Source organism: Roseateles sp. DB2 (genome assembly GCF_051857535.1).
In the GTDB taxonomy this organism is placed as follows: domain Bacteria; phylum Pseudomonadota; class Gammaproteobacteria; order Burkholderiales; family Burkholderiaceae_C; genus Roseateles_B.
Map to the genome: position 1 here is coordinate 149,822 of NZ_JBPZGY010000002.1, position 26,449 is coordinate 176,270.

At 68.3% G+C, this 26,449-nt stretch carries 26 protein-coding genes; 13 read left to right on the plus strand and 13 right to left on the minus strand.

The features are described from left to right. Window positions 1-48 precede the first annotated feature (48 nt). Window positions 49-1,011 (plus strand): LysR family transcriptional regulator, encoded by a 963-nt coding sequence (locus ACS5PK_RS03080; RefSeq protein ID WP_439438811.1) that lies wholly within the window; start codon window positions 49-51, stop codon window positions 1,009-1,011. Window positions 1,012-1,202: 191 nt separating this feature from the next. Here the strand turns inward: ACS5PK_RS03080 and ACS5PK_RS03085 are convergent, their stop codons facing one another. Continuing rightward, entirely contained in the window at window positions 1,203-1,775 is a 573-nt protein-coding gene (locus ACS5PK_RS03085) for a flavodoxin family protein (RefSeq protein WP_439438812.1), read from the minus strand. A gap of 372 nt (window positions 1,776-2,147) precedes the next feature. Here ACS5PK_RS03085 and ACS5PK_RS03090 point away from each other — a divergent pair, with 372 nt between their 5' ends. Then, window positions 2,148-2,777 carry a YecA family protein gene (locus tag ACS5PK_RS03090; protein ID WP_439438813.1) on the plus strand — a complete coding sequence of 210 codons (630 nt, stop codon included), beginning with the start codon at window positions 2,148-2,150 and terminating at the stop codon, window positions 2,775-2,777. Between the two features lie 15 nt (window positions 2,778-2,792). Here the strand turns inward: ACS5PK_RS03090 and ACS5PK_RS03095 are convergent, their stop codons facing one another. The 4 genes from ACS5PK_RS03095 to ACS5PK_RS03110 form a co-directional block, all read right to left on the minus strand. After that, window positions 2,793-5,270, minus strand: a complete 2,478-nt coding sequence (locus tag ACS5PK_RS03095; protein ID WP_439438814.1) for a prolyl oligopeptidase family serine peptidase — start codon at window positions 5,268-5,270, stop codon at window positions 2,793-2,795. After that, the gene (locus ACS5PK_RS03100) at window positions 5,267-5,797 is read right to left on the minus strand and encodes a GNAT family N-acetyltransferase (RefSeq protein ID WP_439438815.1); all 531 of its coding nucleotides are present in this window, start codon (window positions 5,795-5,797) and stop codon (window positions 5,267-5,269) included. Before ACS5PK_RS03100 ends, ACS5PK_RS03095 begins: the two co-directional genes overlap by 4 nt. Before the next feature lie 60 nt (window positions 5,798-5,857). Then, on the minus strand, window positions 5,858-7,174 hold the full coding sequence (locus ACS5PK_RS03105; protein WP_439438816.1) for an Hsp70 family protein: 1,317 nt from the start codon (window positions 7,172-7,174) through the stop codon (window positions 5,858-5,860). Between the two features lie 92 nt (window positions 7,175-7,266). Then, a complete protein-coding gene (locus ACS5PK_RS03110) occupies window positions 7,267-8,583 on the minus strand; it encodes a D-amino acid dehydrogenase (RefSeq protein ID WP_439438817.1) in 1,317 nt (438 codons plus the stop codon). 192 nt (window positions 8,584-8,775) lie between these two features. Between ACS5PK_RS03110 and ACS5PK_RS03115 the strand changes: the two genes are divergently transcribed. Continuing rightward, complete coding sequence (locus ACS5PK_RS03115) at window positions 8,776-9,732, plus strand: LysR family transcriptional regulator ArgP (protein ID WP_439438818.1); 957 nt, start codon at window positions 8,776-8,778, stop codon at window positions 9,730-9,732. 476 nt (window positions 9,733-10,208) lie between these two features. Beyond that, window positions 10,209-10,436 carry a hypothetical protein gene (locus ACS5PK_RS03120; RefSeq protein WP_439438819.1) on the plus strand — a complete coding sequence of 76 codons (228 nt, stop codon included), beginning with the start codon at window positions 10,209-10,211 and terminating at the stop codon, window positions 10,434-10,436. Between the two features lie 143 nt (window positions 10,437-10,579). On the opposite strand, the gene ACS5PK_RS03125 is transcribed toward ACS5PK_RS03120, so the two are convergent. The 4 genes from ACS5PK_RS03125 to ACS5PK_RS03140 all read right to left on the minus strand — a co-directional run bounded on the left by ACS5PK_RS03125 (window position 10,580) and on the right by ACS5PK_RS03140 (window position 13,659). After that, complete coding sequence (locus tag ACS5PK_RS03125; RefSeq protein ID WP_439438820.1) at window positions 10,580-11,002, minus strand: universal stress protein; 423 nt, start codon at window positions 11,000-11,002, stop codon at window positions 10,580-10,582. A gap of 117 nt (window positions 11,003-11,119) precedes the next feature. Then, on the minus strand, window positions 11,120-11,893 hold the full coding sequence (locus tag ACS5PK_RS03130) for a metallophosphoesterase (RefSeq protein ID WP_439438821.1): 774 nt from the start codon (window positions 11,891-11,893) through the stop codon (window positions 11,120-11,122). A 40-nt stretch (window positions 11,894-11,933) separates the two neighbouring features. Then, window positions 11,934-12,689 carry a UPF0149 family protein gene (locus ACS5PK_RS03135; protein WP_439438822.1) on the minus strand — a complete coding sequence of 252 codons (756 nt, stop codon included), beginning with the start codon at window positions 12,687-12,689 and terminating at the stop codon, window positions 11,934-11,936. A gap of 34 nt (window positions 12,690-12,723) precedes the next feature. Beyond that, complete coding sequence (locus tag ACS5PK_RS03140) at window positions 12,724-13,659, minus strand: LysR family transcriptional regulator (protein ID WP_439438823.1); 936 nt, start codon at window positions 13,657-13,659, stop codon at window positions 12,724-12,726. Between the two features lie 121 nt (window positions 13,660-13,780). Between ACS5PK_RS03140 and ACS5PK_RS03145 the strand changes: the two genes are divergently transcribed. Continuing rightward, entirely contained in the window at window positions 13,781-14,020 is a 240-nt protein-coding gene (locus tag ACS5PK_RS03145; protein ID WP_439438824.1) for a hypothetical protein, read from the plus strand. A 181-nt stretch (window positions 14,021-14,201) separates the two neighbouring features. Here ACS5PK_RS03145 and ACS5PK_RS03150 read toward each other — a convergent pair whose 3' ends face one another. Further along, window positions 14,202-16,070 carry a phosphoenolpyruvate carboxykinase (GTP) gene (locus tag ACS5PK_RS03150; RefSeq protein WP_439438825.1) on the minus strand — a complete coding sequence of 623 codons (1,869 nt, stop codon included), beginning with the start codon at window positions 16,068-16,070 and terminating at the stop codon, window positions 14,202-14,204. 457 nt (window positions 16,071-16,527) lie between these two features. Between ACS5PK_RS03150 and ACS5PK_RS03155 the strand changes: the two genes are divergently transcribed. Beyond that, on the plus strand, window positions 16,528-17,097 hold the full coding sequence (locus ACS5PK_RS03155; protein ID WP_439438826.1) for an MOSC domain-containing protein: 570 nt from the start codon (window positions 16,528-16,530) through the stop codon (window positions 17,095-17,097). A gap of 31 nt (window positions 17,098-17,128) precedes the next feature. Here ACS5PK_RS03155 and ACS5PK_RS03160 read toward each other — a convergent pair whose 3' ends face one another. Continuing rightward, a complete protein-coding gene (locus tag ACS5PK_RS03160; protein ID WP_439438827.1) occupies window positions 17,129-18,202 on the minus strand; it encodes an alkene reductase in 1,074 nt (357 codons plus the stop codon). Between the two features lie 195 nt (window positions 18,203-18,397). On the opposite strand from ACS5PK_RS03160, the gene ACS5PK_RS03165 reads away from it, so the two are divergent. The 7 genes from ACS5PK_RS03165 to ACS5PK_RS03195 all read left to right on the plus strand — a co-directional run bounded on the left by ACS5PK_RS03165 (window position 18,398) and on the right by ACS5PK_RS03195 (window position 24,889). Next, a complete protein-coding gene (locus tag ACS5PK_RS03165) occupies window positions 18,398-19,252 on the plus strand; it encodes a 23S rRNA (adenine(2030)-N(6))-methyltransferase RlmJ (RefSeq protein WP_439438828.1) in 855 nt (284 codons plus the stop codon). 136 nt (window positions 19,253-19,388) lie between these two features. Next, window positions 19,389-20,297 carry an EamA family transporter gene (locus ACS5PK_RS03170; protein WP_439438829.1) on the plus strand — a complete coding sequence of 303 codons (909 nt, stop codon included), beginning with the start codon at window positions 19,389-19,391 and terminating at the stop codon, window positions 20,295-20,297. Window positions 20,298-20,338: 41 nt separating this feature from the next. Beyond that, on the plus strand, window positions 20,339-21,022 hold the full coding sequence (locus tag ACS5PK_RS03175) for a hypothetical protein (protein ID WP_439438830.1): 684 nt from the start codon (window positions 20,339-20,341) through the stop codon (window positions 21,020-21,022). An 83-nt stretch (window positions 21,023-21,105) separates the two neighbouring features. Continuing rightward, window positions 21,106-22,389, plus strand: coding sequence for a glycoside hydrolase family 18 protein (locus ACS5PK_RS03180; RefSeq protein ID WP_439438831.1), 1,284 nt, complete (start codon window positions 21,106-21,108; stop codon window positions 22,387-22,389). 235 nt (window positions 22,390-22,624) lie between these two features. Further along, complete coding sequence (locus tag ACS5PK_RS03185) at window positions 22,625-23,761, plus strand: hypothetical protein (RefSeq protein WP_439438832.1); 1,137 nt, start codon at window positions 22,625-22,627, stop codon at window positions 23,759-23,761. A gap of 31 nt (window positions 23,762-23,792) precedes the next feature. Further along, window positions 23,793-24,230, plus strand: a complete 438-nt coding sequence (locus ACS5PK_RS03190; protein ID WP_439438833.1) for a hypothetical protein — start codon at window positions 23,793-23,795, stop codon at window positions 24,228-24,230. A gap of 74 nt (window positions 24,231-24,304) precedes the next feature. Next, window positions 24,305-24,889, plus strand: coding sequence for an NAD(P)H-dependent oxidoreductase (locus ACS5PK_RS03195; RefSeq protein ID WP_439438834.1), 585 nt, complete (start codon window positions 24,305-24,307; stop codon window positions 24,887-24,889). Between the two features lie 6 nt (window positions 24,890-24,895). Here ACS5PK_RS03195 and ACS5PK_RS03200 read toward each other — a convergent pair whose 3' ends face one another. After that, entirely contained in the window at window positions 24,896-25,489 is a 594-nt protein-coding gene (locus ACS5PK_RS03200; protein WP_439438835.1) for a hypothetical protein, read from the minus strand. Continuing rightward, window positions 25,482-26,378, minus strand: a complete 897-nt coding sequence (locus ACS5PK_RS03205; protein WP_439438836.1) for a LysR family transcriptional regulator — start codon at window positions 26,376-26,378, stop codon at window positions 25,482-25,484. The genes ACS5PK_RS03200 and ACS5PK_RS03205 overlap by 8 nt, the downstream gene beginning before the upstream one ends. Between the last annotated feature and the right edge of the window lie 71 nt (window positions 26,379-26,449).

The window sequence follows — 26,449 nt, forward strand, 5'->3', positions numbered from 1 at the left end:
AATCAGGCCTCGCACGAGGGGCTGTAGCGTTTCACCTTCCGGCACACCATGACGAACTCCTCCCGCACGTCTCCCGCAGCCCGCGCCCCGGTTCGCGAGGAGCAGCAGTGGGTGCAGCTCCAGGCCCTGGTGGCCGTGGCCCGGCTGGGCAGCTTCACGCAGGCGGCCCAGCGCCTGGGCCTGTCCAAGGCCGCGGTGAGCCAGCGGATCGCTGAGCTGGAGCGGCAGCTGGGGCAGCAACTGGTCCAGCGCAGCACGCGCTCGGTGCGGCTCAGCGAGGCAGGCCGCCGCCTGGTCGAGCAGGCCGAACCCGGCCTGCAACTGCTCAGTCGCAGCCTCAGTGAGGCCCGCGAGGCCGCCGGCACGCCGCGCGGCCTGCTGCGGGTCACCGCACCCATGGCCCTGGGCCGCCAGCACATCGCGCCGGCCTTGCCGTCCTTCTTCGAACGCTATCCGGAGATCCGGATCGAGCTGGACCTGTCCGATCGCCTGGCCGCCCTCGCTCAGGAGGGCTTCGATCTCGCCATCCGCCACACCAGCCGGCCGCCGGATACGCATGTGGCTTTCAAGCTCTGCGCCTCGCAAGCGTTGCTGGTGGGCAGTCCGGCCTACCTGGCGCGTGCCGGGCGGCCCCAGCATCCTGCAGAGCTGGCTGCCCATGCCTGCCTGCCCTATCTGCGGCCCGGGGCGGCGCAGTGGTTCTTCGCCCGAGGAAAGGGGGAGGCCGTGGAGCGGGTGCGCGTGCCAGTCCAGGGCCCCCTGCGTGCCGGCAACAGCGAGGTGCTGCGCGAAGCCGCTCTGGCCGGCCTGGGGCTGGCCTTGTTGCCGGACTTCAGCGCCCGCGACGCCCTGCGCCAGGGCCAGTTGGAGCCGGTGCTGCCAGCCTGGCGGCCCGTGGACTTCTTTGGCGATGCCATCTATGCCATCCACCCCTGGAGCGGCCACACGGCACAGCCGGTGCGCCTGCTGGTCGAGCATCTGCGGCAGCGTCTTCTCCCTGGCTTCGAATGAGTTGCACGCCTCGGAGGGGGCAAAAAAAACGCCCAAGCACTTGCGTGCTCGGGCGGATAAGTCCTTGGGTAAGGACGTCGTTGGGATCCGTGCTGGCCCTGGGGCCGGCATGGGTGCAACTCTAGGGTTGGCCCTGAGGGCTCGCTATCCCTACTTAGTGGGATGAGCCCCTTTATTGGCAAGTAGATGTTTCAAACCCCCTCAAACCAGCGCTTGGCCTGCGCCAGCGCCGCTTCGTCGGCGCGGATGGACTCAGGGGCACCACCCAGGCCCCACAGGGCGCCCATCCACTGCATGCCCAGGAATTCGGCGCACAGACGCGTGCTGTCCATCATGGGCTGGGCCTTGGCGCGGTCGCCGCTGGTGGTGACCAGCCACAGGCGGCGGCCGGCCATGCGGGCCTTGAAATCCAGGCCGGGCACGCGCATCCAGGCGCTGAAGTGGTCCAGGTAGAGCTTTACATTGGCCGGCAGGCTGTACCAGTAGACCGGCGCGACCAGCACCAGGTCTGTGGCTTTCAGCGTTGCGTCCAGCAGGATGCGACCGGCGCCTTCCGGCATGGGATAGCTGCCGATGTCATGGCGGTGGTCGACGAAGGGCGGCAGTACGTGGTCGGCCAGTCGCAGCCATTGCTGCTCGGCCCCGGCGGGCAGATGTGCGGCGGCGGCGCGGGCCAGGATCTCGGTATTGCCGGTGACGCCGGCGACGCGGGTGCTGGCCGTCAGGAACAGGAAATGGCGTGCGGGCTGGGCAGTGGCGCTCATGGAATGGTGCAGGTCGTGATGAAGTGGGTGGATGAAGGTAGGCAGCCGCAGCAGCGGCGCTGCGATTGTGCGGTGTCCGGGGGAGCTTCTGTGGGCGCAGGGGGCAAAGTCCTCGCGGGCTGACATGCGCCGGATAATGAACGGATGAGTACCTCCAAGCCGCGCAAGCCTTCTGCCTCCCACCCCGCCGCCACGGGCAGCCCGAGGCCGCGACGCCCGGCGGGCGCAGGCGGGCCCTCCGCTTCAGCTGCCCAGGCGGGGCGCAAGCCAGGCGCCCCTGCACGGGCGGCTCCGGCAAGTCCGGAGGGAGCCGTCAAGCGTCCCGCCGTCGCTGCCCGCGCCCGGCCCGATGAGCCGCTGTCCGAGCAGGACATGGAACGTCTGCAGGATCTGCTGGACGCCGTGCCCGCGCCGCTGGAGCCGCTGGACATCAGCATGCTGGACGGCTACCTCGTGGGCGTGCTGCTGCAACCCCGGCCGGTGCCCTTTGCCGACTGGGCGCCCTTTGTGCTCGATGCGGATGGCCGCCAGCCTCCTCGCAGCTTCGATGGCGAGGCGCTCTTCGCCCTGGTGCGGCGGCGTCATCGCGAGCTCAATGCGGCCATCTCGGAACGCCAGTGGTTCGATCCCTGGGTCTTCGAACTGGACGAGGATGCCGAGCCCGCCGAGGTCGTCTACGCCTGGGTGGCCGGCTTCGCCCTGGCCTCGGAGCATTTCCCGGCGCTGATGGAGGAAGAGGCCTCCGAGCTGCTGGAGCCGCTCGCACAGCTCTACATGCACCTCGACCCGGATGACCTGGAAGACGCCGACGAGTTGATCGAGGAAATCGAATCCCTGGAGCCGCCCGTTGACGTGGCCGAGGCCGTGGAATGCCTCGTGCGGGCCAGCCTGCTGCTGGCCGACGTGACGCGCCCGCTCAAGAGCACCCAGCCTGCGGGGCGCCCGTCCGCGCCGCGCCGACCCGGCCCCGGTGGTCGCGGGGGCCCGCCGCGTCGCCACTGAGCGGCACGCCCGGGCTCAGTCCAGCGCCTTGCCCTCGCCCACCTGGCGCTTCATCCACTGGCTCATTTCCCAAAGCGTGTGGCCGATGGACTCGCGCGCAGTGTAGCCATGGCCCTCGTGGGGCAGGGACACGAAGCGCACGTGGCCGCCCGTGCCGGAGAGGGCCTGGTACAGGCGTTGGCTCTGGATGGGGAAGGTACCGGGGTTGTCGTCGCTGTCGCCATGGATCAGCAGCAGCGGTTCCTTGAGCTTGTCGGCGTAGTTGAAGGGCGAGAGCTTCTGGTAGACGTCCTGCGCCTCCCAGTAGGTGCGCTGCTCGCTCTGGAATCCGAAGGGCGTCAACGAGCGGTTGTAGGCCCCGCTGCGGGCAATGCCGGCCTTGAAGAGGTCGGTGTGTGCCAGCAGGTTGGCGGTCATGAAGGCGCCATAACTGTGGCCGCCCACCACCATGTGCGAGCGTGAACTCACGCCCAGCTCAGCGGCCTTGTCGATGATGGCCTGCGCATTGCTGGTGATCTGGGCGATGAAACTGTCGTTGACGGTCTTGGGATCGCCCACCACGGGCATGGTGGCGTCCATCAGTACCACGTAGCCGTCCAGGAGCAGCATCAGGGGGCTGCTTCCGCCGAAGCTGGTGAAGCGATTGCCGGATCCGCTGACCTGGCCCGCCACGGAGGCATCCGTGAATTCCAGCGGGTAGGCCCAGACAAAGGCCGGGCGCCGCTCGCCGGCCTGGTAGCCGGGCGGCTTGTAGAGCCAGAAGGAGAGCTCCACGCCATCGGCACGCTTGAACTTCACCAGCTCGCGCTGGATGTCGCGCAGTTGAGGGGCCGGATCGGTGTAGCGCGTGATGGCCTGCATCTGCGCAAGCTCCGGACCGCTGCGCAGCACCAGTTGCGGGACTTCGGTGGCGCTTTCACGGCTGAACAGCACGCGCTCGGCCTTGGCGTCCAGCACTGCCATCGGCCGCTCGTAATGGCTGCCACCGGCGCGGTAGAGCCGCTGCAGCCGGCCGTCAGCCAGATGGATGCGGTCCAGGAAGGGGCGCTCGCCCTCGGGGCTGGCGCCTGCACCGACCAGCCACATCGCACCCTCGTCAACGCGCAGGGCCTGACGGCCATTGGCCTGCACGCGGCGCAGGGGCTGGCCGATGTCCTTGTAGCGGTCTCGCAGCGAGCGCTCGCTGAGCAGGCGTGCCTGGGGTGGCGTGGCGCCGAGGTCCAGCAGGTTCAGGCGCAGCCACTGGCGCTCGCGGTCCACATCGGCCACCAAGGCCTGTCTGCCACCCTCGAGGAACTCCAGCATCGACACCCGGCCCACGCTGCGATGCAGCTCCTGCGGCTCGCCTGTGTAGGGCGCGGCCAGGCGCATCAGGCGATCCCGGTGTTCGGCCTTTCGGCGCGGATCGCCGCCGTCCAGGGCCTCGGTCCAGTACAGCGCGGCATCGGTACCAGGGGAGCTGGTGTAGTGGCGCGGGCCGGTGATCACGCCGTCCACCGGCACGTCTTTCTTCAGCGAAACCGGCGCCAGTGCGCGCAGCACGCGGCCCTCGGCATCACGCAATTCGACGTCGCGGCCGAAGTCCTGCCAGGTGACCTGGTAGCTGAAGGGCTGGCGCAGGCGCTCGGTCAAGACCTGACCCTGCGTGCCCACGGCCTGGATGGCAGCGAACAGCCCGGCTTCGCCCAGGGCCTGCAGCTGACCAGTCCTGAGATTCACCCGCGTCAACTGCGAGCGGGCGTAGTGGGCAAACACCAGCTCATCCTGAGCGTTGCGCAGCAGGTCCTGCAGCGTGCGCTCGGGCGATTGCCGGCCCAGGGACTCCTGCACCGTGGGGCCGTCCGGGGCCTCGAAGCGCGGCGCCGGGCCCAGCTTGGGCGGCACCGCCAGCACCAGCAGCGTGTCCGGGCCCTGCCAGGCGACATCCTGCTCCAGCACGGTGTTGAGCTTCAGGCCTGGCAGTTGCTTCAGTTGCCCGGTGGCGGTCTGGCCCAGCCACAGCTCCACGCCGCCGGATGTCCGGCGGTTCAGCAGGAAGTGCCGGCTGTCGGGGGACCAGCGCAGGTGATGAAAGCCGCCGCCGGGCGGCAGGGGCACGGCGCGTTCGACCCCTCCCTCCAGCGGACGCAGGACCAGGGACTCCAGAGCGGGCACGCTGAGCAGGGGCGCATGGGCCGCGGGGTCGATACGCATGCCGGCCAGCCTGAGCGCTGGCCGTGCGAGGTCGGCCACCTGGCGGTAGCGCTGGCTGCGCAGCACGGCCAGAGTCTTCTGGTCGGGCGAGAGGCTGTGGGCGGGCAGTCCCGGCGCGTCCAGCACGGCTCGCATGGCCTGGCTGGGCTGCTGGTAGCGGGTCACCGCGCTGGCCGTTGCGGTGCCCGAGGCCTCGTCAGCGTTGGCCGGCAGGGGAAGCAGTGCGCCGATAGCCAGGCCGAGGGTCAGGCACGGGGCCAGGTACAGGGGAGCCAGTGAAGGGCGGTGTTCAGGCGTCATGGCGTCGATGAGTCCGTGGGGAGGAGAGGCTTGGACAGCTGGATCATCAGCGTGTCGGTCAGGTCGTTGGGGCCCTGGTCGGTCTGCTGGTAGCCATGGCGGCCATACAGTGCGATCAGCGGCCGGTTGGTGGCGGAGGTCCAGGTGCAGCAACGCGTGAGCCGCTGCTCGCGGAACCAGTCTTCGGCGCAGGCCAGCAGGCGGCTTGCCAGCCCTGCACGGCGATATGCCGGCCAGATGTAGGTGGTGGAGATGAGCCCGATGCGCGTTTCGTCGGGCCTTTCGATCCGGAAGATGGTGTGGCCCAGGATCTGCCCCTGCGCTCCCACGGCCAGCACGACACGAGCCTGTGTCTGCGCCGGGTCCAGATGCCAGCGTATCCGGGCGCGCAGCCAGTCCTGGGTGTACATCGCGGCGCCGCGGGCCTCGCCCTCTACCTCAATCAGGGTCTGGCGCATGCCTTCGGCGACCCGCTCGATCTCGTCGGGACAGGACGGGGCCAGATCACGTAGGAAGGCAGTCTGCATGGGCGCCTGAGGCAGCAAAGCCCTGGAATCTAGCAGGGACGACCGCCGGCCGACATGGGGTCAGGTCTGGGCCTTGAACAGGCGTGCGGCATGCAGTCCCAGGCCACTGGCCACCGACGCGAAGGCGTCGCCCTGGATGCGCCGGGCGCGGGGGTAGTCGGCGGTGATGCGCTCGGCCAGAGGCAGGAGGCCGGTGGAGCCGCCGGTGAAGTAGAGCGCGTCGATCTGCTCCAGCGTCAGGCCCGCCAGGGCCACCGTCTCGCGGCCGGCCTCGGCGATGCGCTCGATGTCCCGGCCCAGGGCCTGCTGTGCGCCCTCGGCGCTGAAGCCGACGGCCAGGCCGGACTCGATCAGGCCCAGGTCCACCGCGACCTCCCCGCCCGCTGCGACGGCGATCTTGGCGTCCTCCGCGCGCCCTGCCAGCTCGTGGCCCAGGCGGTCCTCCAGCACGGTCATGAGACGGTCGTGGTGGCGGGTGTCGCCGTAGAAGCTTCGCATGCTGCGCAGCTCGGCCACCCGCTGCGGGCTGTAGACGGTGTTGATCAGGTGCCAGGTGGCCAGGTCGAAATAGACGCCGCTGGGCACCTCTCGAGGCGTCTGGCCCGGCTTGGCCGGCCCCATGCTGCGATAGCCGAATTCCGGCAGGATGGCGGCCAGTTCCACGTGGCGGTCGAAGTCGGTGCCGGCGATGTGGACGCCGTGGTTGGCCAGGATGTCCTCGCGACGGTCCAGGCGCGCCATGCGCTCGGGGCCGACCCGTACCACGGAGAAGTCCGAGGTGCCACCGCCGATGTCGGCCACCAGGACCAATTGCTCGGCGGGCGCCTGGCGTTCGTAGTCGAAGGCCGCGGCGATGGGCTCGAACTGGAAGTGAATGTCGGTGAAACCCACGGCACGGGCGGCAGCTTCCAGCGAGGCCTGGGCGGCAGCATCCCGCGCAGGCTCGCCGTCGACGAAGAACACCGGGCGGCCCAGCACCACGCGGTCGATGGCGTGGCCGGCGGTGAGCTCGGCCTGGCGCTTGAGGCGCTTCAGGTAACCGGCCAGCATGTCGAAGTACTTCACACCGCGACCGCCCCCGACGTCCGTGGTCTGGTCGATCAGGGGCGAACCCAGGATGCTCTTCATGGAGCGCATCAGCCGCCCGTCCGACCCTTCCACATAGGCGGCCAGCGCGGCCCGGCCGAAAGCGCGAGGCGGGCCGTCGGCATCGTGGCGACCCTCGGCGAAGTAGAAGACGGCTGTGGGCATGGTGAGCCGTCCGGGCTCGAGTTCCACCAGTCGCATGTCGCCCGCCGGCCCGGGGACGGCGATGGCGGAGTTGGAGGTGCCGAAGTCGACGGCGCAAAAGCCGGTGGCGCAGGGGGAAGCAGACATGACAGCAGCGCCCAGAAATGCAGAAGAGGGGCGCGGATTGTAGTCATGCCGCTGCGGCGGCGCTGTGCCGGCGGCCAGGCCGGCGCCATCGCTCAGGCGGTGGCCATACGCCGCACGGGGGCGGCCGGCAGGGCGTCGCCGTAGAAGCCGAAGCCGTCCAGGGCAGGGCGCTTGCCGCTCAGCAGCTCGGCAACCGCACGGCCCGAGCCGGCGCCATGGGTCCAGCCCAGCGTGCCATGGCCAGCGTTGAGCCACAGATTGGAGGCCTTCTTTGATCGGCCGATGTAGGGGATGTTGGTCGGGGTGCTGGGCCGCAGGCCGGTCCAGTAGTTGCGCTCGCCGAGGTCGGCCACGCCGGGGAAGAGCTCCTCGTAGCGCTTGACCAGGGCGTCACAGCGAACGCGCGAGGTGGGCGTGTCCAGGCTGGTGTCCATGCCGACCAGCTCGGCCGTACCCGCGATGCGCACGTAGTCGCCCAGCCGCGAGATGGCGATCTTGCGCGTGTCATCCAGCAGGCTGACCACGCTGGCCTGCTCGGGCTTCTTCAGGCGCAGGGTGGCCGAGTAGCCCTTGGCGGGATAGATGTTGAGGAATTCGCCCAGCGGCTTGAGCAGTTGCGGCGTGTAGGAGGCCATGGCGGCCACGAAGGCGTCGCCCTTGAGCACGGTCTTCTGGCCGCTGCGCACATTCGCGATCTGCACGCCGCTGATGGAGTGGCCTTCGCGCTGCAGGGCCAGGATGTCATGGCCATACAGGAAGGTGGCGCCACGAGCCTCGCAGGCCTGGGCCAGCTTCTGGGTGAAGACACGGGCGTCGCCCGATTCGTCGCTGGGCGTGAAGGTCCCGCCGAAGATGTTGTTGCCGAAGGCTCGCAGGGCGGGCTCGACCTTGAGCACCTCGTCCCGGCTCAACACGCGACGGTCCACGCCATGGGTCCGCATCACCTCGGCAGCGGCGGCGCCGGCATCGAAGTCGGCCTGGCTGGAGAAGAAGTGCAGGATGCCGCGTTCCAGGCGTTCGTACTCGATGCCCGTCTGCGCGACCAGGGACTTCAGCGACTCATGGCTGTAGCGACCCAGGCGCACCAGCTGTTCCACATTGCGCTCGAAGGCGGCATTGGTGCACTGGGTCAGGAAGCTCAGGCCCCAGCGCCACTGGGCGACTTCCAGGCGCGGGCGGAACAGCAGAGGCGAATCATCGCGCAGCAGCCACTTGGCGACCTTGAAAGGGGCGCCGGCATTGGCCCAGGGTTCGCAGAAGCTCACGGAGATCTGGGCGCCGTTGGCGAAGCTGGTCTCCATGGACGCGTCGTCCTGCCGGTCGACCACCACCACCTCATGGCCCTCCTCCAGCAGATACCAGGCGGTGGCGACGCCGATGATGCCTGCACCCAGAACGACGACTTTCATCTGTACTGCTCCTGCGTGGGAAGCCCTTTGGCGGGATTCCCGAATGATCGACGCTTGTGCGACCGAATTGAAGGGGGAAGAGGGCTGGAAACCGGCGCGGGCGTGAGGCCCGACACGGCTGGCGCATTGTCGGCAGCCTGACGGAGATCAAGAAGCGCCATTCATATTTCTCGCGCTACATTAATTGCACTTATGAAAGACCTGGATTCCGCCGGATTGGACTGCCTCGCCGCCCTGGCGGACGAGCGCAGCTTCGAGCGTGCCGCCCAGCGCCTGAGCGTGACCCAGAGCGCTGTATCCCAACGCCTGCGCAGCCTGGAGGCGCAAGTCGGCCAACTGCTGGTGGTGCGCTCCCGGCCTTTGCGGCTGACCGAGCCGGGCAAGGTGCTGCTGCGCTTCGCGCGCCAGCTCCAGGCCTTGCGCACCGACGTCGCCCGCGAGCTCGGAAGTCAGGTGACGCCGCATGAGCGCCTGCCCATTGCCGTCAATGCCGACAGTCTGGCGACCTGGGTGCTGCCGGCCCTGGATGGCCTGGTGCAGCAAGGCCTGCGCGAGGGCTTCGGCCTGGAGCTGATCGTTGACGACCAGGACTTCACCCATGACTGGCTGCGCCAGGGCGAGGTGCTGGGCTGCGTCAGCACCGTCAAGCAGGCCTTGCGGGGATGTGTGGTCCAGCCGCTGGGGGTGATGTCCTATGTGGCGGTGGCAAGCCCGGATTTCGTCGCCCGGCAGCTGCCTGGCGGGCTCAATGAGGCGAATTTCTCCCAGTTGCCCTTCCTCGTTTTCAACCGCAAGGACGACAACCAGGTCCAGTGGATCAGCCAGGCCTTCGGGGTGCGGCATCCGCGGCTCAAGGAGCGCTATGTGCCCTCCAGTGACGCCATCGTGCGCGCGGCCTGCATGGGCTGGGGCATTGCGGTGGTGCCGGAGTTGCAGGTGCGGGAGCTGGTGCGCAAACGACAGTTGCAGCAGCTCCGGCCTGAAGTGAGCGTCGACCTGACCCTTTACTGGCACCAATGGAAGCTGGTCAGCGAGGCCGCTCCGGCCCCTGGCCGGGTGGCCTTGCTGGACCAGGTGGGCCTTGCGCTCAGTGCGGGGGCCAAGGGCGCGCTCAAGGCATCGCCGGCCAGACGCCGCGCCGCAGCCTAGGCGCTCCGTGCAGCCAGGAGGGGTGGTACTGCGGCAAGGGCGGCGGCGTGCAGCACCTCGGGCCACGGCCTAAGCCCGCAGGCTGATGGCCCCCCGCCTATCCCTGGGTCAGGGGGGGCCTGGTGGCATGCGGTCCCAAGGGGCGAGGCTGTGCCAGCGTTGCGTCAGCAGCGTCAGTGCGCAGAGGACGCGTGCGCCGTGCCGCCCGCGGCTCAAAGCCTGATGGGTGCGGGCATTCATGGAAAAGCCCGGCACGCCCCACCGGGATTGCACGGATGGCCATGGCCGCAAAGACATGCGTTTGCATCACTTTGCAAGCGCGTGAGTTTTTGCCAACTGCCTGTCGTTTTCCACCCAATTTAGGGATATCTGCGGGCGCTGGGACGCGCACACTGGAACCCTGCGTGATCCAGCGCAATGTGCGATGGAATCGGGCCTTCCGGCCTTTTGCGCTCAGCTGCCAGACGAGGTCCACCATGCGATTTGCCCCTGCCGCCGCACTGCGATTCTTCCGCCGTCAGCCCAGCAATCGCCCGGCCCAGGACCCGGCGGACATGGGCACGGCCTTTGGTCTCGAGGTCACCCTCGAAGACGAGGCTGATTCATTTCGGCGCACCAGCGACTACCAGACGCTGGAGTCATCCCAGAGCACAGCGGTGAATGGCGGGGAGTCGCCACTGGCTTGGTTGCATCGCCGCGCCTAGCGTCCAGCCGGACCCGCGCCGGCCCTCGGCCAAGCCTTCCGTTGATGCAGGCCTTGATGAAGGCCTTGGTGTCGGTCGCGTGAGTCTCGCCAGTGTCAGGTGGGGCCGGCCTGGAGCCGGCATGCGCTGCAGTCCCAAGCCCCTCAGCGCACCAGCAGGACCGGCACCTCGGTCTGGCTCATGACTTTGGTGGCCACCGATCCCAGCACAAGGTTGCCCAGGGTGCCGTGGCCGTGGGAACCCATCAGCAGCAGGTCGTACTTGCCCTTGTTGGCGGCAGCGCTGATGACCTCCGCGGCCGGGCCGACCTTGCTGACGAACTCGGCGCGCACTTTCTGCTTGTCGAAGAAGGTGCGGACGGTCTTGAGTACTTTCTCGGCCTCATCGTCGTAGTAGGACTTGAGCACAGCCTTGTCCAGCACGGCGGCAGCGCGCGGCGGCACAGCTGGCACGGCATGCAGCACGGTGTACTGGTGGGCATTGCCCAGCCATTCATCGTGCGCGACCAGGTAGGCCAGCATGCGCTTGGTAAAGGAACTGCCGTCAACGGCGACCAGGATCTTCATGCCATATCTCCCCGCCTGCGTAGGCGTCATGTGGATGGGGGTACAGGCCGCAGTCTGGCACAGACCAGGGGTCGCGGATTGACACATCTCAAGCGCCGCGGCTTGCGGCATGGGCGGTCAGACCTCGACGCAGCGCAGCGGGTCGTAGTCCGCCGCCTCGCCCTTGCGGCCATGCCCACGTGCATTGCAGATCACGCGGGTCTGGCCCAGGGCGTGGCTCACGCGGTAGTCGTGGCGGCAATGCAGGTGTCCGTGGATCCAAAGTTGCACACCGGGCATCAGCGCCTCGTCGTCATTGCAGAAGCTGGCCGTGCCGGGCTGCTTTCCGTAGCGCGGATCAGCGCTCTTGAGGCTGGGGGCGAAGTGGGTGATGACCACGGTTGCATCCATTGCCTCTCCGCCGGTCACGGGCAGTGTCCGCTCCAGCCAGGCGCGGTTCTCCAGGCCCAGGCGGCGCACGGCATCGGCGTCGAAGGCCTGGCCGTCCAGGCGGGCCGCCATGACCCGCTGGAAATAGCCTGCGGCGCGCATGGCGCGTTCGCGCTGGGCGCTGCCGAAGACGTCGAAGTCGCTCCATCGCGTGGAGCCCAGGAAGCGGATGCGGCGACCTGCAGCGTCGTCCAGCACGAAGACCTCGTCGTCCAGCATGCGCAGGCCCAGGCGTTCGCATTCGCGGCGCAGGGCCGGGCCGGTGTCGCGGATCTCGCGCTGGTCGTACTCATGGTTGCCTGGCACGAAGAGCACGGGCACCGGCCAGCCCGCAAAGGCCGACAGGCCGCGCCAACTGCTGTCGACGTCGCCGGCCAGGACCAACAGCTCGGCGCCGGACGCCGGTTGGGGGTCGAAGGCCTCGGTCTCCATGTGAAGGTCCGAGAGGATCTGCAGTTTCATGACAGCAAAGGCGGCCGGCGGCGGAGCCGGCTTTCGGTGCTCAGTTGGCGCCGTGGCACTGCTTGTATTTGCGACCCGAGCCGCAGGGGCAGGGATCGTTGCGTCCCACCTTGGGCGTGTCGCGGCGCACGGCCTCGACCTTGTAGCGCAGGTCCGTGGTGAGGTCGTAGAGATCGGCCACATTGACCACCAGGTCCTCGATGGCGTCGTCGATGTCCTTGAGCGGGTGCTCCCGGTCCAGGGTGGCGACGATTTCCTTCTCCTCCGCCGACTCGGCCGGCAGGTGGCGGTACAGGCGCGCCATGGCGTTCATCACGCCTTCGTCGTCCAGTTCGCTCAGCTCGGGGAAGCACAGGGCGGCATGCTGGAAGCCGGCGACCCAGGGCAGCAGGGTGCGGGTGATGGGCGAGAGCTGCTCGTCGTCGGCTGCGTCGGCTTCGGGCTGCTCGCCGGATTCAGCGGCGGCGGCGGCCTCGGCATCCAGGTCCAGCACGACCGGGTCGAACCAGCCGTGCTCGGCCAGGCTGCGGTTCAGGGCGCCATGGCGGCGCAGCACCAGCTCCTGGATGCGCGCCAGCCAGGTCGGGTCGGTGTCTGCAGGCAGCTCGCCTCCGTCGTAGTCGAAGATGGGCGGCAGCCATTCCTCGACCTCGATCAGGCGGGGCTGGACCAGCACGCCGCAGAGGTAGCCGTCCAGCATGGAGGCATCCAGGGCTTGCAGGGGCGCGGGCGTGGTGGCCAGCAGTTCATCGAGTTCGGCGAACTCGGCGTCGTTCAGGTCGGCGATCTTGCTCATCCGGCGATTGTCGCTGATCGTCGACGCCGAAAGCTCAGGCGGCTGCCAGCGCTGCGGCCAGCAGCAGGCGCTCCCTGAGCCAGCGCTGGGGCGGACGGTCCTCATTGCGCATGTGCCAGAGCATGTCCACATGCACCGGCGCGAGGGCAAAGGGCAGGGGCCGCTCGATCAGCTCGCTCTTGTAGCCCGTGGCGCTGACGAAGCGGGCGGGCAGCACCGTCAGCAGGTCGGACTGGGCCACCACGCGCCCGGCCGTGAAGAACTGGTTGACCGTGAGCACGATGCGCCGGCTGCGCCCGACGGCTGCCAGGGACTCGTCGACGAAGCCATGCGGGCGGCCGGAAAAACTCACCAGCAGGTGGTGGGCGGCGCAGTAGGTTTCCAGGTCCAGCGGGGCCTGCGCCAGCGGGTGGTCGCGTCGCATCACGCAGACGTACTGGCTCTCGTACAGGCGGTGCTGGCGGATGGCGGCCAACTGACCCTGACTCTGCAGGGCGGCGACGGCCTGCGGGAAATAGCCCAAGGCGAAGTCGGCCTCGCCCTGCTCCAGCAGGCTGCGCGGGTCGCGCGTGGTCAGCGGCAGCACATGGACGCGGGCGCGGGCCTGCTGGGCCTCCAGGTCAGCCACCAGCGGAGGCAGTACCAGGGCGGCGGTGGCGTCGGCCATGGCGATCTGGAAGGTAGCGTCCTCGGTGGCGGGCTCGTACTCGCGCGGATCCAGCACGGCGCGCAGCCTGTCCAGGGCCTGCCGTACCTCAGGCCACAAGCCCTCGGCGCGTGAAGTCGGCTTCATGCCGAAGGCTTGGCGGACGAAAAGCTCCTCGCCCAGCGACTCCCGCAGTCGCTTCAGCGCATGGCTCACCGCCGGCTGTGTCATGGCCAGGCGCTCGGCGGCCCGGGTGAGGTTGCGCTCGGCCATGACGGCGTCAAACACGCGCAGCAGGTTGAGGTCCAGGTTGCGGAAACTCATATGAATGATGTTTATAGAGCAAATGCAAACAATTCATTTGGAGAATGTCTAGGGTTTACCCCAGAATTCACCCCATCGCACCACACCCTGGTGCCCGCAACACCCACAAGGAAGTGAAATCATGAGCGTCGCCACCCAAACCTTCGGTCTGCCCCTGCATCGCACCGTTCGTCATGGGGGCTCCTTCGCTGCCATCGGCGCCCGCCTGTGGCTGAGCCTGATCGCCAAGGTCCAGGCCCAGTTGGCTGCCGCCAAGAAGGCTCGCGAAGAGCGCGAACTGCTGGCCCTGGCTGCCCAGTACGAAGACAGCATGCCCAGCTTTGCTGCCGAACTGCGCGCCGCCCACGCCCGCAAGGACTGAGTCTCCTGCAACGGCCTTCGTGCCGTCTTGCTCTGTAGCCTGCCCGCTGATGAAGCCGGCAGGTTTTTTTTCGTCTGCAGCAGGCTCATTCGCTGCTGAGAGATCGCCGGCAGACCACCGATGCGGCTCAGGCACGAAAAAGCCCGCACGAGGCGGGCTTTGCGAGCGGAGGCAGACCGGCTTACTCGGCGGCCAGGCGCTGTTCGATCCTGGCCTTGGTAGCCGGCAGTTCAGCGGGCAGGTGGTAGGCCAGCTGAGTGAAGAGCTCTTCGTGCAGCTTCAGCTCGGCGGCCCAGTCGGCCTTGTCGATGCGAGTGGCGACCTCGAACTGTTCCTTGGTGAAGTTCAGACCGTCCCAGTTCAGATCCTCGTAGCGCGGGGTGACGCCGAAGACGTGCTCCTCACCGGACTGGCTGCCGGTTACACGGTCCAGCATCCACTTCAGCACGCGCATGTTCTCGCCATAGCCGGGCCAGACGAACTTGCCGTCGGCACCCTTGCGGAACCAGTTGACGCAGAAGATCTTGGGCAGGGTGGCGCCGCCGTCGGCCAGCTTCTTGCCCAGGTCCAGCCAGTGCTGGAAGTAGTCGGCCATGTTGTAGCCCATGAAGGGCAGCATGGCGAAGGGGTCGCGGCGCACCACACCCTGCTGGCCGGCGGCCGCCGCGGTGGTCTCGGAACCCATGGTGGCGGCCATGTAGACGCCTTCCACCCAGTCGCGGGCCTCGGTCACCAGGGGCACGGTGGTCGAGCGGCGGCCACCGAAGATGAAGCCGTCGATGGGCACGCCGGCGGGATTGTTCCAGTCGGGGTCCAGGGCCGGGTTGTTGGTCGCAGCCACGGTGAAGCGGGCGTTCGGGTGGGCGGCCTTGGCGCCGGTCTCCTTGGCGATCTCGGGCGTCCAGTCCTTGCCCTGCCAGTCGATCAGGTGGGCGGGCGGGGTGTCGGTCATGGACTCCCACCAGACGTCGCCATCATCGGTCAGCGCGACGTTGGTGAAGATGACGTCCCGGTTCAGGCTGGCCATGCAGTTGTAGTTGGTCAGCGTGTTGGTGCCGGGGGCCACGCCGAAGTAGCCGGCTTCCGGGTTGATGGCGTAGAGGCGGCCATCGGCTCCGGGCTTGATCCAGGCGATGTCGTCACCGACGGTCGTCACCTTCCAGCCATCGAGGGCCTTGGGCGGGATCAGCATGGAGAAGTTGGTCTTGCCGCAGGCGCTGGGGAAGGCGGCGGCGAAGTGGTACTTCTTGCCCTCGGGGGAGGTCAGGCCCAGGATCAGCATGTGCTCGGCCAGCCAGCCCTGGTCGCGGCCCATGGTCGAGGCGATGCGCAGCGCGAAGCACTTCTTGCCCAGCAGGGCATTGCCGCCGTAGCCCGAACCGTAGGACCAGATCTCGCGGGTCTCGGGGTAGTGGACGATGTACTTGGTCTTGTTGCAGGGCCACTTGACGTCAGCCTGGCCGGCTTCCAGCGGCGCGCCCACGGTGTGCACGCAGGGCACGAAGGGGCCGTTGTCGCCCAGCACGTCCAGCACGGCCTTGCCCATGCGAGTCATGATGCGCATGTTCACGGCCACGTAGGGGCTGTCGGAGAGCTCCACGCCGATGTGGGCGATGGGGGAGCCGATGGGGCCCATGCTGAAGGGCACCACGTACAGCGTGCGGCCCTTCATGGCGCCCTTGAACAGCGCCTGCTCGCCGGTCTGCAGCAGCACACGCATCTCGGCCGGGGCCATCCAGTTGTTGGTGGGGCCGGCGTCTTCCTTGTTCTGCGAGCAGATGAAGGTGCGGTCTTCCACGCGGGCGACGTCGCTGGGGTCGCTGCAGGCCAGGAAGCTGTTGGGGCGCTTGGCGGGATTGAGTTTCTTGAAGGTGCCGGCGTCGACCAGCTGCTGGCAGAGGCGCTCGTACTCTTCCTGGCTGCCGTCGCACCAGTACACGTCCTTGGCCTGGGTCAGGGCGGCGATCTCCGCCACCCAGGCGATCAGGCGCTGGTGCTTGACATAGGCGGGCACGTTCAGGCGCAGCCCTTCCATCATGGGTTGGTTCATGGCAAGTCCTTCAATGTTGAAAAGCAGAATTGGGTCAGGCTCGGGCGGCGGCCCCAGGCTGGGAAGCGTGGGGATGCGGGGGCCGGGCCTGGCCCAATGCCGCTCTGGAAGACAGCCGGATCGCCGGTCTGCATCTCGATGTCAGGCACTTGCCGAGCCTCATGTTCAGCCCGGCGGGATCCCAAGCGCCGGGTTGCGGCAGGGTGGGGGATCGATTGTCACCGCAATGTAATCACGCCGTAACTCCCCCGCTTGCGGCATCTATGCGTTTCGGGAATAGATACCGCAGCTTCCGGCATTGCGGGGGCGCGCAGCATCGTCCGGACGACATTTGTCAGGGGCTTCTTGTGCTGGTCTGGATCTGGTTTGCATGGGGATGTGTCCTGACGCCCGGCAGCGGATGGGTGCAAGATCCAGGCTTTACAGTGCGGCAACCGTCACGACCTCCTCGCCCGACATGCATGTCCATTCGCTCAACACCGGCCGCGTCCAAGCTCTGCTGATTGATGGGCGGTCTCACGCCAGCGGCATCCGCAAGGCGCCACGCGAGGGCCGGGTGACGGTGGCGTCGCTGGGCCTGGACGGGGACGAGCAGGGCGACCTCAGCGTGCATGGCGGCCTCAGCAAGGCCATCTATGCCTATCCGCAGGAGCACTATGCCTTCTGGCAGACGGTGAGGGCACAGGCGGGGGTCGCGGGCTGGAGTGAGGCCCTGGCTCCTGGCGCGCTGGGCGAGAACCTCACGCTGCAGGGCCTGCTGGAAAAGGACGTCTGGGTGGGTGACGTGCTGCGCTTCGCGGACTGCGAGTTGGCCGTGAGCGAGCCGCGTCAGCCCTGCTTCAAGTTCAACGCGGTGATGGGCTTCAAGCAGGCCGCCCGGCTGATGAGCCAGAGCGGCTGGTGCGGCTTCTACCTGGGGGTGCTCAAGCCTGGCAGCCTGCAGGCTGGCGAGGCCTTCGAGCTGCTGCCAGGCCCGCGCGAGGTCAATATCGCCGAGCTGTTCCAGGCCATGATGCGGCGCGGCTGAGCCGCGTCCCGCCCGACGCCCCGGCTGGCACTCAGGCCAGCGCCGGGTAGTCGGTATAGCCCTTCGCCCCGCCGCCATAGAAGGTGCTGCGGTCGGGCTTGGCCAGCTCAGCGTTCAGGCGCAGGCGGCGCACCAGGTCCGGATTGCTGATGAAGTCCCGGCCGAAGGCGACCAGGTCGGCCTGTCCCTCGGCGACCGCCTTCATGGCCATCTCGCGGCTGTAACCGTTGTTGACCATCCAGGCACCCTTGAAGCGCTGGTGCAGGGCCTCGAAATCGAAGGGAGCGATGTCACGGGCGCCGCCCGTCATGCCCTCGATCACGTGCAGGAAGGCCAGGTTCAGCGGTGCCAGTTGCTCGACGGCATGGTTGAAGAGGGCCTGGGCCTGGCTGTCCTGGCCAGCATCGTTCACGGGCGTGACAGGGCTCAGGCGCAGGCCGGTGCGGCCGGACCCTATCGCCTGGCTCACGGCGGTCATGATCTCGATGAGGAAGCGGGCGCGGTTCTCGATCGAGCCGCCGTAGGCATCGGTCCGGTCATTGATGCTGTCGCGCAGGAACTGGTCGATCAGATAGCCGTTGGCGCCATGCACTTCCACGGCGTCGAAGCCGGCCTCCATGGCGCAACGGGCGGCGTGGGCAAACTGGCCGACGACGCCGGGGATCTCGTCGGTTCGCAGGGCGCGGGCCGGCGTGACGGGTTCCAGGCCGCGGGCGGTGAAGGTCTTGGCCTGGATGGGCCGGGCCGTGGACGACACGGGCGCGCCGCCGCCGGGCTGGAAGTCGGCATGCGAGATCCGGCCCACATGCCACAGCTGGATGGCGATCCGGCCGCCCTCTGCATGCACGGCGTCGGTGACCTTTCGCCAGGCCTCGACCTGCTCGGGGCTGTGGATGCCCGGAGTGTCCAGGTAGCCCTGGCCCTCGGGGCAGACCTGGGCGCCCTCGGTGATGAGGAGGCCGGCGCTGGCGCGTTGGCGGTAGTACTCGACGGCCAGCGGGCCGGGCTTCAAGCCCACGGAGCGGCTGCGGGTGAGCGGGGCCATGACGATGCGGTTGGCGAGGTCGATGTCGCCGACGCGAAGGGGGTCGAAGAGATTGGGCATGATGGTCTTGTGGCGGCGGTCGGCCGCGGGGACAGCGCAAAGACGCCAAGCGTAGCCAAGAAGCCGCCAGACGGCCTGCCACCCCCGCGACAGTGCCTCGCGCGCCCGGGCATGGCGCGGCGCCCTGCACGTCCGGCGTCCCTGTGCTAGCCGCCGTCGCTAGGTGCTGCGCAGGCCGCTTGCTACAGTGCGCACATGCTCGCCTACCGACACGCTTTCCATGCCGGCAACCATGCCGACGTTCTCAAACATCTGGTGCTCGCCCGTGTGCTGAGCTATCTGGGCGAAAAAGACAAGCCCTACACCCTGGTCGACACCCACGCTGGTGCCGGCGGCTATTCCGTCGAGGGCCGCTACGCCCAGAAGAACGCCGAGTACGGCAGCGGCATCGCCCGGCTCTGGGACCGCAAGGACCTGCCCGAAGCGCTGGCGGCCTATGTGAAGCTGGTCAAGGACTTCAATCCTGACGGGCAGCTGCGCCAGTACCCGGGCTCTCCGGCCATCGCCAATCTGCTGATGCGCGAAGCCGACCGCCTGCGCGTCTACGAGCTGCACCCCACCGACCACCGCATCCTGGCCAGCTACCTCGAGACGCGGCCCAACACCCAGGTTGCCGACACGGACGGCTTTGCCTCGCTCAAAGGCGAGCTGCCGCCGCCCTCGCGGCGCGGCGCGGTGTTGATGGATCCGCCCTACGAGATCAAGACGGACTACGGCAAGGTGCTGACCGCTCTGCGCGAAGGCCTGCAGCGCTTTGCCGATGGCGTCTACATGATCTGGTACCCGCAGCTGCAGACGCTGGAGTCGGCGCAGCTGGCCACGCGCCTCAAGGCCGCGGCCGATGCTGCCGCCAAAAAGGGTTGGCTGCATGTGCGCCTGACGGTCGCTCAGCCGGTCGAGCGTGGCTTCGGCATGCTGGGCAGCGGCATGTTCGTGGCCAATCCGCCCTTCACCCTGCATGACGAGCTGCAGGAATGCCTGCCCTATCTGGTGGAGCACCTGGGCCAGTATGACGGTGCCAACTTCGTGCTGGAGCAGCGCGCCAGCTGAGTGCTGCCCCGCCGGATGAACCCGCAGCTGGCACCCCTGCGCACCTCGCGTGCGATGCTCGATCCCTCTGCGCGCAGCCGGCGGTCAGGGCCTGCTAGGCTGCCGCCTCCAGCCACCTGATCTCGCGAGGCGCATCTTGAGCAGTCCAGGCAGCCTTCCCCTGCGGCATTTCCTGCTGGCCCTGGCCGTGGTGGCCATCTGGGGCAGCAACTTCGTGGTGATACGGCTGGGGCTCAATGCCTTCCCGCCGCTGCTGTTCGCCGCCTTGCGCTTCTCCATGGCGGTGGTCCCGGCCATCTTCTTCCTGCCGCGGCCTGACGTGTCCTGGCGCAACCTGGCTGCCTATGGCGCCCTGGTGGGTGTGGGGCAGTTCGGCCTGCTCTACCTGGCCATGGGCTCGCAGATCTCGCCGGGCCTGGCCTCCCTGGTGATACAGACCCAGGTCTTCTTCACGCTGCTGCTGGCCATGCGCATCACCCACGAGCCGGTGCGCGGGTTCCAGTGGCTGGCCCTCGGGCTGGCCGCCTGTGGTCTGGCGGTCATCGCCAGCCACACCGATGGCAGCACCACGGTGCTGGGCCTGGGTATGGTCCTGCTGGCGGCCTTCAGCTGGGCCAGCGGCAACATCGTCGGCAAGAAGGCAGGCCGGGTGAACATGCTGGCTTATGTGGTCTGGAGCAGCGTCTTCGCTGCGCCGCCGCTGCTGCTGATGTCCCTGGTCTTCGAGGGCCCGGCCCGCATTGGCGAGGGGCTCAGCCAGGCCGGCTGGGGCGCCTGGGCCGCGGTGGCCTGGCAGGCCTTTGCCAACACCCTCTTTGGCTACGGCCTCTGGAGCTGGCTGTTGTCGCGCCATGCCGCCTCGCAGATCGTGCCGATGGCCCTGCTGGTGCCGGTGTTTGGCATGAGCACGGCGGCCTGGTACCTGCATGAGCCCCTGCCTGCCTGGAAGCTCACGGCGGCGGCCCTGGTGCTCAGCGGCCTGGCCCTGAACCTGCTGTGGCCGCTGCGGCCCTGGGCGCGAAACAAGCCTGCCGCGGCCGCCTGATCGGCACTTGGCCGCCGGCCCCGGCGGCGTATGCTGGGGCCATGAAGCTGTCCCGACGTTGTCTGCTGAACCTTGCCGGCGCCCTGGCGCTGCCGGTTCGCGCGGCCGAGCCCCGCGTCAACCTGTGGGTGGAGCTGCGCTGGGTGGACAGCCGTGTCAGCCAGGCGGCCATTGCCGGCCTGCGCGACGGCGCTGTGGTGGTGGGCACGGGTGGGGCGGTGTCACCGCGCGGGGCCATCGTGCTGAGTACCGAGCAGCAGGCCGCTCAGGGGCAGCTGCTGCAGCGGCTGACGGTGCTCAACGGTTTTCGCGCCTCGGTGCAACTGGGGGAGCTCACGCCCCTGCAGTGGCTGGATGTCAGTGTGCCCCTGGCAGCAGGCGGGGCGGGCCAGGCGCCCTCCCGTGAGGCCGGGCGGGCCCAGCTTCGCCAGGGCTATGTCGAGCAGGTGCGCGGCTTCAGCCTGGAGCCTCACTGGCCTGGCGGTCGCGAGGCTGTGCGCGTGACCCTCCGCACGCAAGACCTGACCCCTAACGAAGCCGCCCCTGGCCAGCCGTCGGTGCGCACCGAGCTGGAGTCCACCGCCCTGGTCCCGCTGGACGAATGGGTGACCGTGGCGCGCAGCGGTGGACAGCTGCGGCGCAGCGAGCGCGGCACCTTCAGCACCCGTGATGCCGAGTCTGTCAGCAGCCGCGAGCTGCAGGTCCGCATCCAGGTGGCGCCCTGAGCTTGGCGGGCATTTCTGTTAATTGGTATTCGATTGGCATTCGAAATGCGCTAGGCTGCGAGGCCTCGTGTGAAAGGAATGCCATGCTTTCGTTTGTCCGGCCCCACCGTCTGTGCCGCAGCCTGTGCCTGGTTCTGGTGGCCGGTCTTGTGGCCTCCGCCTGGGCCGAACCGCGGCCCGTGCCGCCGCCACCTGCAGACCTGTTCAAGCCCGGCGCCCTGGACTTCGAACCCACCAGCGGCAAGGTGCTGGGCTTGTATGTCGCGAACTGGGAGCCGCCCAGCCGCGTGGCAGCCCTGCCCGCGGGCAGCCTGACGCATGTGCTCTATGCGTTTCTGCGCGCCTGCGGCCCGGGTCAATTGCCCAAGGACGCGCCCAAGTGCGAGGGTCGTGCCGATCACGCCCTGGGTTGGGGGGCTGTCGATGCCCGTTTCGACACCGCCTTTGCCGCCTTGAAGGCGCGGGCGCCGCAAGTGAAGGTACTGGCCTCCGTGGGCGGCTGGGGTGGCTCGGATCCCTTCTTCCATTTCGCCAATGAAGCGCCGCGGCGCGCAGTCTTCGTGGCCTCGGCCCTGCAGTTCCTGCGTGAACACCCGGCCTTCGACGGCATCGACATCGACTGGGAGCATCCCGGCGGCAATGGCAGTGCCAATGGCGTGGCCCTGGGCAGCCCGGCGGACGGACAAGGCTTTGCCGATCTCATGCAGGACCTGCGCGCGGCCCTGGATCGCCTGACGGCCGAGACGGGGCGGCTCTATCAACTGACCGTGGCCGTCAACCCCATCCAGCAGATCACGCGGCGCATCGACTACCGCCGTGCCGCTCCCGCTCTGGATCTCGTCTTCATGATGAGCTACGACTACCACGGCGGCTGGTCCGAGCGCCTGGGGCACCACAGCGCGCTGCGTGGCTCGGCGCCGGGCTCTGACGACAGTCTGGCACAGTCCGTGCAGAACCTGGTCGAGGCGGGTGTGCCACCGTCCAAGCTGGTGGCCGGCGTGGCCATGTACGGGCGCGGTTTCAGCGGCGTTCGCGATCCCAGGCATGGGGCTGACAAGAAGGGGCCATTCCCTGGCGGCGACGGGGCGCTTGGGTGGGGCGCTCTTGCAGGACGCTATTTTGATGACCGGGGCCGGCCCCGGCATGGCTACCAGGTGCTGTTCGATCCCACCACCGAGTCCTACGCGCTCTACCAGCCGCGCCTGCAGCTGTGGATGGGTTACGACGATCCGCGCGCGGTGCTGGCCAAGGGGCAGTTCGTGCGTGCGCAGGGCTTGGCCGGGCTCTTTGCCTGGGAGTGGAGCCAGGACAACGGGGCGCTGCTCAATGCCATGAATCGTGGCCTGGGGCATCCTGTGCTGCCCTGAAGCTGACGTCGGCCCCGACAGCCATGCATGGCGTGCGGAACTGCACGCTTTGTGGGGCCGGCGCGCGGCTGCGGTGGTGATCCCGCCACGACCCGAGCAAAGCAGTCTGGATTGCGGATCTGTCCCGGTTCGCTCCCCCGCTATAACCATGGCATGGCGCGCTGGCCCTTGCCAAAGCCTGGCGCGGACGACGGTTCTTTCATGAATGCCATCCCGGTTGTAGAAGGGGGACTCGATGCGAGCTGTTCATCTGCGTGTGGCGCTGGGCCTGCTGGGCCTGTGCGGTGCGGGGCTGCTGGGGCCGGCGGCCCAGGCCCAGGAATGGAAGACCTCGGGCTTTGCCTCGCTGGTCGTCGGGCGAAGCACAGGGGGGTGTGTGGCTGATGCGGGCATGGCCCCGTCCTACCAGGCGGATTGCACCCGCTACATCGCCGACTGGGCCCATGCGGGCGTGTACACCCAGGACTGGAGCGCTGCGCAGGAGTCGCGGGCAGGTCTCCAGCTGAGTTGGGCGCCGACGCGGGAATGGTCGGCCACCACGCAGATCACGGCCCGCAGCCGGCCCGACCAGCATCTCAACCTGGAGTGGGCCTATCTGAGCTACGCACCCAGCCCCAGCTGGACGCTGCAGGTGGGCCGCAAGCGCCTGCCGCTGTACTTCTACTCGGACTTCCAGGACATCGGCTACGCCTACAGCACCATCCGGCCCAGCCCTGATGTCTACGGCTGGGATGTCGTCAACTACAACGGTCTGAGCGCGGCCTGGCGCACGGCGCTGGGTGGCTGGAACCTGCGGCTGGAAGGGCTCTACGGCGGTGAGACCAGCCGCAAGAATCCCTACTCCCGCCTGGTCACCGACGAGACCCTGGACGTGCGCTGGTCCGGCATCGTGGGTGCCGTGGTGGAGCTAGAGCAGGACTGGTTCAGCGCCCGCCTGAGCTACATCCGCTCGGACTTCCAGCAGGGCCTTCATGGCCAGGGCTGGGGCGAGCTGGCGGACGGTTCGATGAAGGGCCGCCAGTCCTTCATCGGCCTGGCCCTCAATGCCGACCCAGGCGACTGGGTGCTGCGTTCCGAGCTGGGGCGCTCCAAGCGCCCGTCCATCGGCTACGACGCGGACTTCTACCTGCTCACGGTGGGCCACCGCTTCGGTCCCTGGACGCCAACCGTGGGCCTGAGCCAGTACAAGGAGAAGGCCCGTGTCGACGCCTATGCGCCTCTGGACACCCGCAGTCTGCTGATCGCGCTGCGCTACGAACTCAATGCCAGCAGCGCACTGAAGGTCCAGTGGGACCGGGTGCGTGAGCGCGGCCCGCAGCCCTTTGCCGGTAACGCCAATGCCCTGACGGCTTCATGGGACCTGGTGTTCTGAGCCGGGGCGAGCGCAAGACAAGGAGATGAAGATGGTCCAAGCAAAGTCGGGCGCGCGCGGCGTCCTGATGCTGGTTGCCGGGCTGCTGGCCGGCGCGGCTCAGGCGCAGGTGGCGGTCATCGTGAACCCCAAGAGCAGCCTTGCCAATCTCACGCCCGAGGCAGCGGCCGGCGTGTTCCTTGGCCGTGCCAACGCCTTGCCCGGCGCGGCAGGCACTGCCGCCCTGGTGGACCTGCCCGAGGGCAGCCCGGCCCGCGAGCAGTTCTACAGCAAGGCGGCGGGCAAGACCTCGGCGCAGGTGAAGGCGGCCTGGTCCCGCCTGACCTTCTCCGGCAAGGCCACGCCGCCCAAGGAAGTGCCCAGTGCCGCCGAGGTGAAGAAGTTCGTGGCCGCCAATCCGGAGGCCGTCGGCTACATCGAGAAGTCGGCGGTGGACGGCAGTGTCAAGGTGGTTCTGGTCCTCGAGTAGGCGACCTGCAGCAGATCAAGCCCCCAGGTACCCGGGAGGGTGCATGCTGTAGCCTCTCGTTCCGGAAGCTCGCCATGACAGGCATCCTGATCCTGCAAGGGCATCCCGACGCCAGCGCCCCGCACCTCTGCCATGCCCTGGCGGACGCCTACGCCGCCGGCGCCCGCGAATCCGGCCATGAGCTGCGTCAGCTGGACGTGGCCCGCCTGGATTTTCCCCTGCTGCGATCCCAGCAGGACTGGGAGCATGGTGAGCTGCCGCCTCGCCTGCGCCAGGCGCAGGAGGACATCGCCTGGGCGCAGCACCTGCTCATCGTCTTCCCCCTGTGGCTGGGCGAGATGCCGGCCCTGCTGAAGGGCTTTCTGGAGCAGGTGGCGCGGCCGGGTTTCGCCTTCAAGGCCGAGGGCGCCAATCCCTTTGGCCGCAAGGGGCTGCAGGGCCGCTCGGCACGCGTGCTGGTGACCATGGGCATGCCCGCCCTGGTCTACCGCTACTACTTCCGTGCGCACAGCCTCAAGTCCCTGGAGCGCAACATCCTGGGCTTCGTGGGCATCGCACCCATCCACGAGACCCTGGTCGGCATGGTGGGCCAGCTCAGGCCGGCGCAGGTGCAGGCCTGGCAGGACAAGCTCCGTCGTCTCGGCCAGCGCGCGGCCTGAGGGGACTCAATGCCACCAGCGCAGCCAGCGGCTGCGCAGGGCCTGGCGCCAGTTGATGCGAGTGAAGAGCCAGACACCCAGCAGCAGCAGGCACTGGCTGGCGACGAAGTACAGGCCTCCTGCCAGGCCACTGAGCTGCAGCTCCAGCTGGCGTCCGGCATAGGCACCGCCGATCACCGCCAGCGTGTAGCTGATGAAGCGCCCAACGAAGAAGGGCCAGGCCAGCAGGCGCAGCGGCGCGCGGGCCAGGCCGTAGGCCAGGAAGAGCACATTGGAAGGCAGGGGGCTGACGGCGAAGGCCAGGAAGGCCAGGGTGCTGGCGCGCTCGTGGCCTTTGATGGCCTCGGCCACCTCGTGCATGTTGGCGCGCATGGAGGGGCGCATCCAGCGGCTGCTGCTGATGCGCTGGGCGGAGTGGGCCAGCATCAGCCGCCCACCAGTGGCCGAGACGGCCGCCACGCCCGCGATGGCCAGCGGCGCCGTGCCTGGCTGCTGCAGGGCATAGAAGGCCAGCAGCATCCACGTCGGCGGGGCGAAGGCCGGCATGGCATTGAGCACGAAGACGCCGCCTGCCAGCAGCAGCAGGCTGAACTCAGGCATGCGGCACTCCCTGCACGGTGGTCGGGGCCAGCAGCTCGACCAGACGCTGGCCCGCACGTCCTAGAGGCCGGTCCAGGCGCTGCACCAGCCAGGGCGTGAAGCGGTAGCGCGAGCCGCCCTCGTAGGCCAGCTCCTGCAGTGCGCCGCTGGCCAGAGGCTCGTCCGCCAGATAGCGCGGAATCCAGCCGAAGCCCATGCCCATCAGCAGGGCCTGGCGCTTGGCCATGAAGCCGGAAAGATAGAAGACACGCTCGCCACCAAACATGTGCCGATCATCGCCGCGTTCGCTGCTGTCCTGCACGCTGAGCTCCACATGGGCCTGCAGCTCGGCCAGGGTGGCGGGCCGACCCAGCCGGGCCAGCGCATGCTCGGGCGCCACGCACAGCACACACTCAACCTCCGGCAACGCCAGGGCCCGGCACTGTGCGTTGGGCTCGTATTCCTTCACCAGCATCAGGTCAGCATGGTCCTTGTCGAAGCGGTACTGCACGCCGTGGAGGAACTCGATCTTGAGCTGGACTCGGGTGGGAATGCCCTCGTCGGCCAGCTGCTTCAGCGCCTGCAGGGTGTCCGCCTGCGGCAGGATGCCGTCGACCACCACCAGCAGCCGTGGCTCCCAGCCCGTGGCCAGCTGCTGGGCCAGGGACTCGACCTGGTGCGCATGCTGCAGCAGGCGCCGGCCCTCGTTGAGCACGGCTTCGCCCTGAGGGGTCAGGCGCACTCGGTAGCCGCTGCGGTCCAGCAGGGGCAGGCGCAATTGCTCCTCCAGCTTCTTGACTTGGTAGCTCACGGCCGAGGTGACCTTGTGAAGCTGGTCCGCGGCTTGCGCATAGCTGCCGGTGCGCACCACGGCATCCAGGGCGGCGAGGGCGTCCAGGTCCAGCTTCATGATCGATTTTCTTGAAGGAGTTTCACAAAGAAATTCGCTTTCTTTGAATTTGAGCCCCTAGAAGAATCAGG

What these genes read in the sequence shown, in the direction of transcription:
- ACS5PK_RS03080 (WP_439438811.1), top strand. Translation starts at nt 49, where the DNA reads ATGACGAACTCCTCCCGCACGTCTCCCGCAGCCCGCGCCCCGGTTCGC.
- ACS5PK_RS03085 (WP_439438812.1), bottom strand. Translation starts at nt 1,775, where the DNA reads ATGAGCGCCACTGCCCAGCCCGCACGCCATTTCCTGTTCCTGACGGCC.
- ACS5PK_RS03090 (WP_439438813.1), top strand. Translation starts at nt 2,148, where the DNA reads ATGGAACGTCTGCAGGATCTGCTGGACGCCGTGCCCGCGCCGCTGGAG.
- ACS5PK_RS03095 (WP_439438814.1), bottom strand. Translation starts at nt 5,270, where the DNA reads ATGACGCCTGAACACCGCCCTTCACTGGCTCCCCTGTACCTGGCCCCG.
- ACS5PK_RS03100 (WP_439438815.1), bottom strand. Translation starts at nt 5,797, where the DNA reads ATGCAGACTGCCTTCCTACGTGATCTGGCCCCGTCCTGTCCCGACGAG.
- ACS5PK_RS03105 (WP_439438816.1), bottom strand. Translation starts at nt 7,174, where the DNA reads ATGTCTGCTTCCCCCTGCGCCACCGGCTTTTGCGCCGTCGACTTCGGC.
- ACS5PK_RS03110 (WP_439438817.1), bottom strand. Translation starts at nt 8,583, where the DNA reads ATGAAAGTCGTCGTTCTGGGTGCAGGCATCATCGGCGTCGCCACCGCC.
- ACS5PK_RS03115 (WP_439438818.1), top strand. Translation starts at nt 8,776, where the DNA reads ATGAAAGACCTGGATTCCGCCGGATTGGACTGCCTCGCCGCCCTGGCG.
- ACS5PK_RS03120 (WP_439438819.1), top strand. Translation starts at nt 10,209, where the DNA reads ATGCGATTTGCCCCTGCCGCCGCACTGCGATTCTTCCGCCGTCAGCCC.
- ACS5PK_RS03125 (WP_439438820.1), bottom strand. Translation starts at nt 11,002, where the DNA reads ATGAAGATCCTGGTCGCCGTTGACGGCAGTTCCTTTACCAAGCGCATG.
- ACS5PK_RS03130 (WP_439438821.1), bottom strand. Translation starts at nt 11,893, where the DNA reads ATGAAACTGCAGATCCTCTCGGACCTTCACATGGAGACCGAGGCCTTC.
- ACS5PK_RS03135 (WP_439438822.1), bottom strand. Translation starts at nt 12,689, where the DNA reads ATGAGCAAGATCGCCGACCTGAACGACGCCGAGTTCGCCGAACTCGAT.
- ACS5PK_RS03140 (WP_439438823.1), bottom strand. Translation starts at nt 13,659, where the DNA reads ATGAGTTTCCGCAACCTGGACCTCAACCTGCTGCGCGTGTTTGACGCC.
- ACS5PK_RS03145 (WP_439438824.1), top strand. Translation starts at nt 13,781, where the DNA reads ATGAGCGTCGCCACCCAAACCTTCGGTCTGCCCCTGCATCGCACCGTT.
- ACS5PK_RS03150 (WP_439438825.1), bottom strand. Translation starts at nt 16,070, where the DNA reads ATGAACCAACCCATGATGGAAGGGCTGCGCCTGAACGTGCCCGCCTAT.
- ACS5PK_RS03155 (WP_439438826.1), top strand. Translation starts at nt 16,528, where the DNA reads ATGCATGTCCATTCGCTCAACACCGGCCGCGTCCAAGCTCTGCTGATT.
- ACS5PK_RS03160 (WP_439438827.1), bottom strand. Translation starts at nt 18,202, where the DNA reads ATGCCCAATCTCTTCGACCCCCTTCGCGTCGGCGACATCGACCTCGCC.
- ACS5PK_RS03165 (WP_439438828.1), top strand. Translation starts at nt 18,398, where the DNA reads ATGCTCGCCTACCGACACGCTTTCCATGCCGGCAACCATGCCGACGTT.
- ACS5PK_RS03175 (WP_439438830.1), top strand. Translation starts at nt 20,339, where the DNA reads ATGAAGCTGTCCCGACGTTGTCTGCTGAACCTTGCCGGCGCCCTGGCG.
- ACS5PK_RS03180 (WP_439438831.1), top strand. Translation starts at nt 21,106, where the DNA reads ATGCTTTCGTTTGTCCGGCCCCACCGTCTGTGCCGCAGCCTGTGCCTG.
- ACS5PK_RS03185 (WP_439438832.1), top strand. Translation starts at nt 22,625, where the DNA reads ATGCGAGCTGTTCATCTGCGTGTGGCGCTGGGCCTGCTGGGCCTGTGC.
- ACS5PK_RS03190 (WP_439438833.1), top strand. Translation starts at nt 23,793, where the DNA reads ATGGTCCAAGCAAAGTCGGGCGCGCGCGGCGTCCTGATGCTGGTTGCC.
- ACS5PK_RS03195 (WP_439438834.1), top strand. Translation starts at nt 24,305, where the DNA reads ATGACAGGCATCCTGATCCTGCAAGGGCATCCCGACGCCAGCGCCCCG.
- ACS5PK_RS03200 (WP_439438835.1), bottom strand. Translation starts at nt 25,489, where the DNA reads ATGCCTGAGTTCAGCCTGCTGCTGCTGGCAGGCGGCGTCTTCGTGCTC.
- ACS5PK_RS03205 (WP_439438836.1), bottom strand. Translation starts at nt 26,378, where the DNA reads ATGAAGCTGGACCTGGACGCCCTCGCCGCCCTGGATGCCGTGGTGCGC.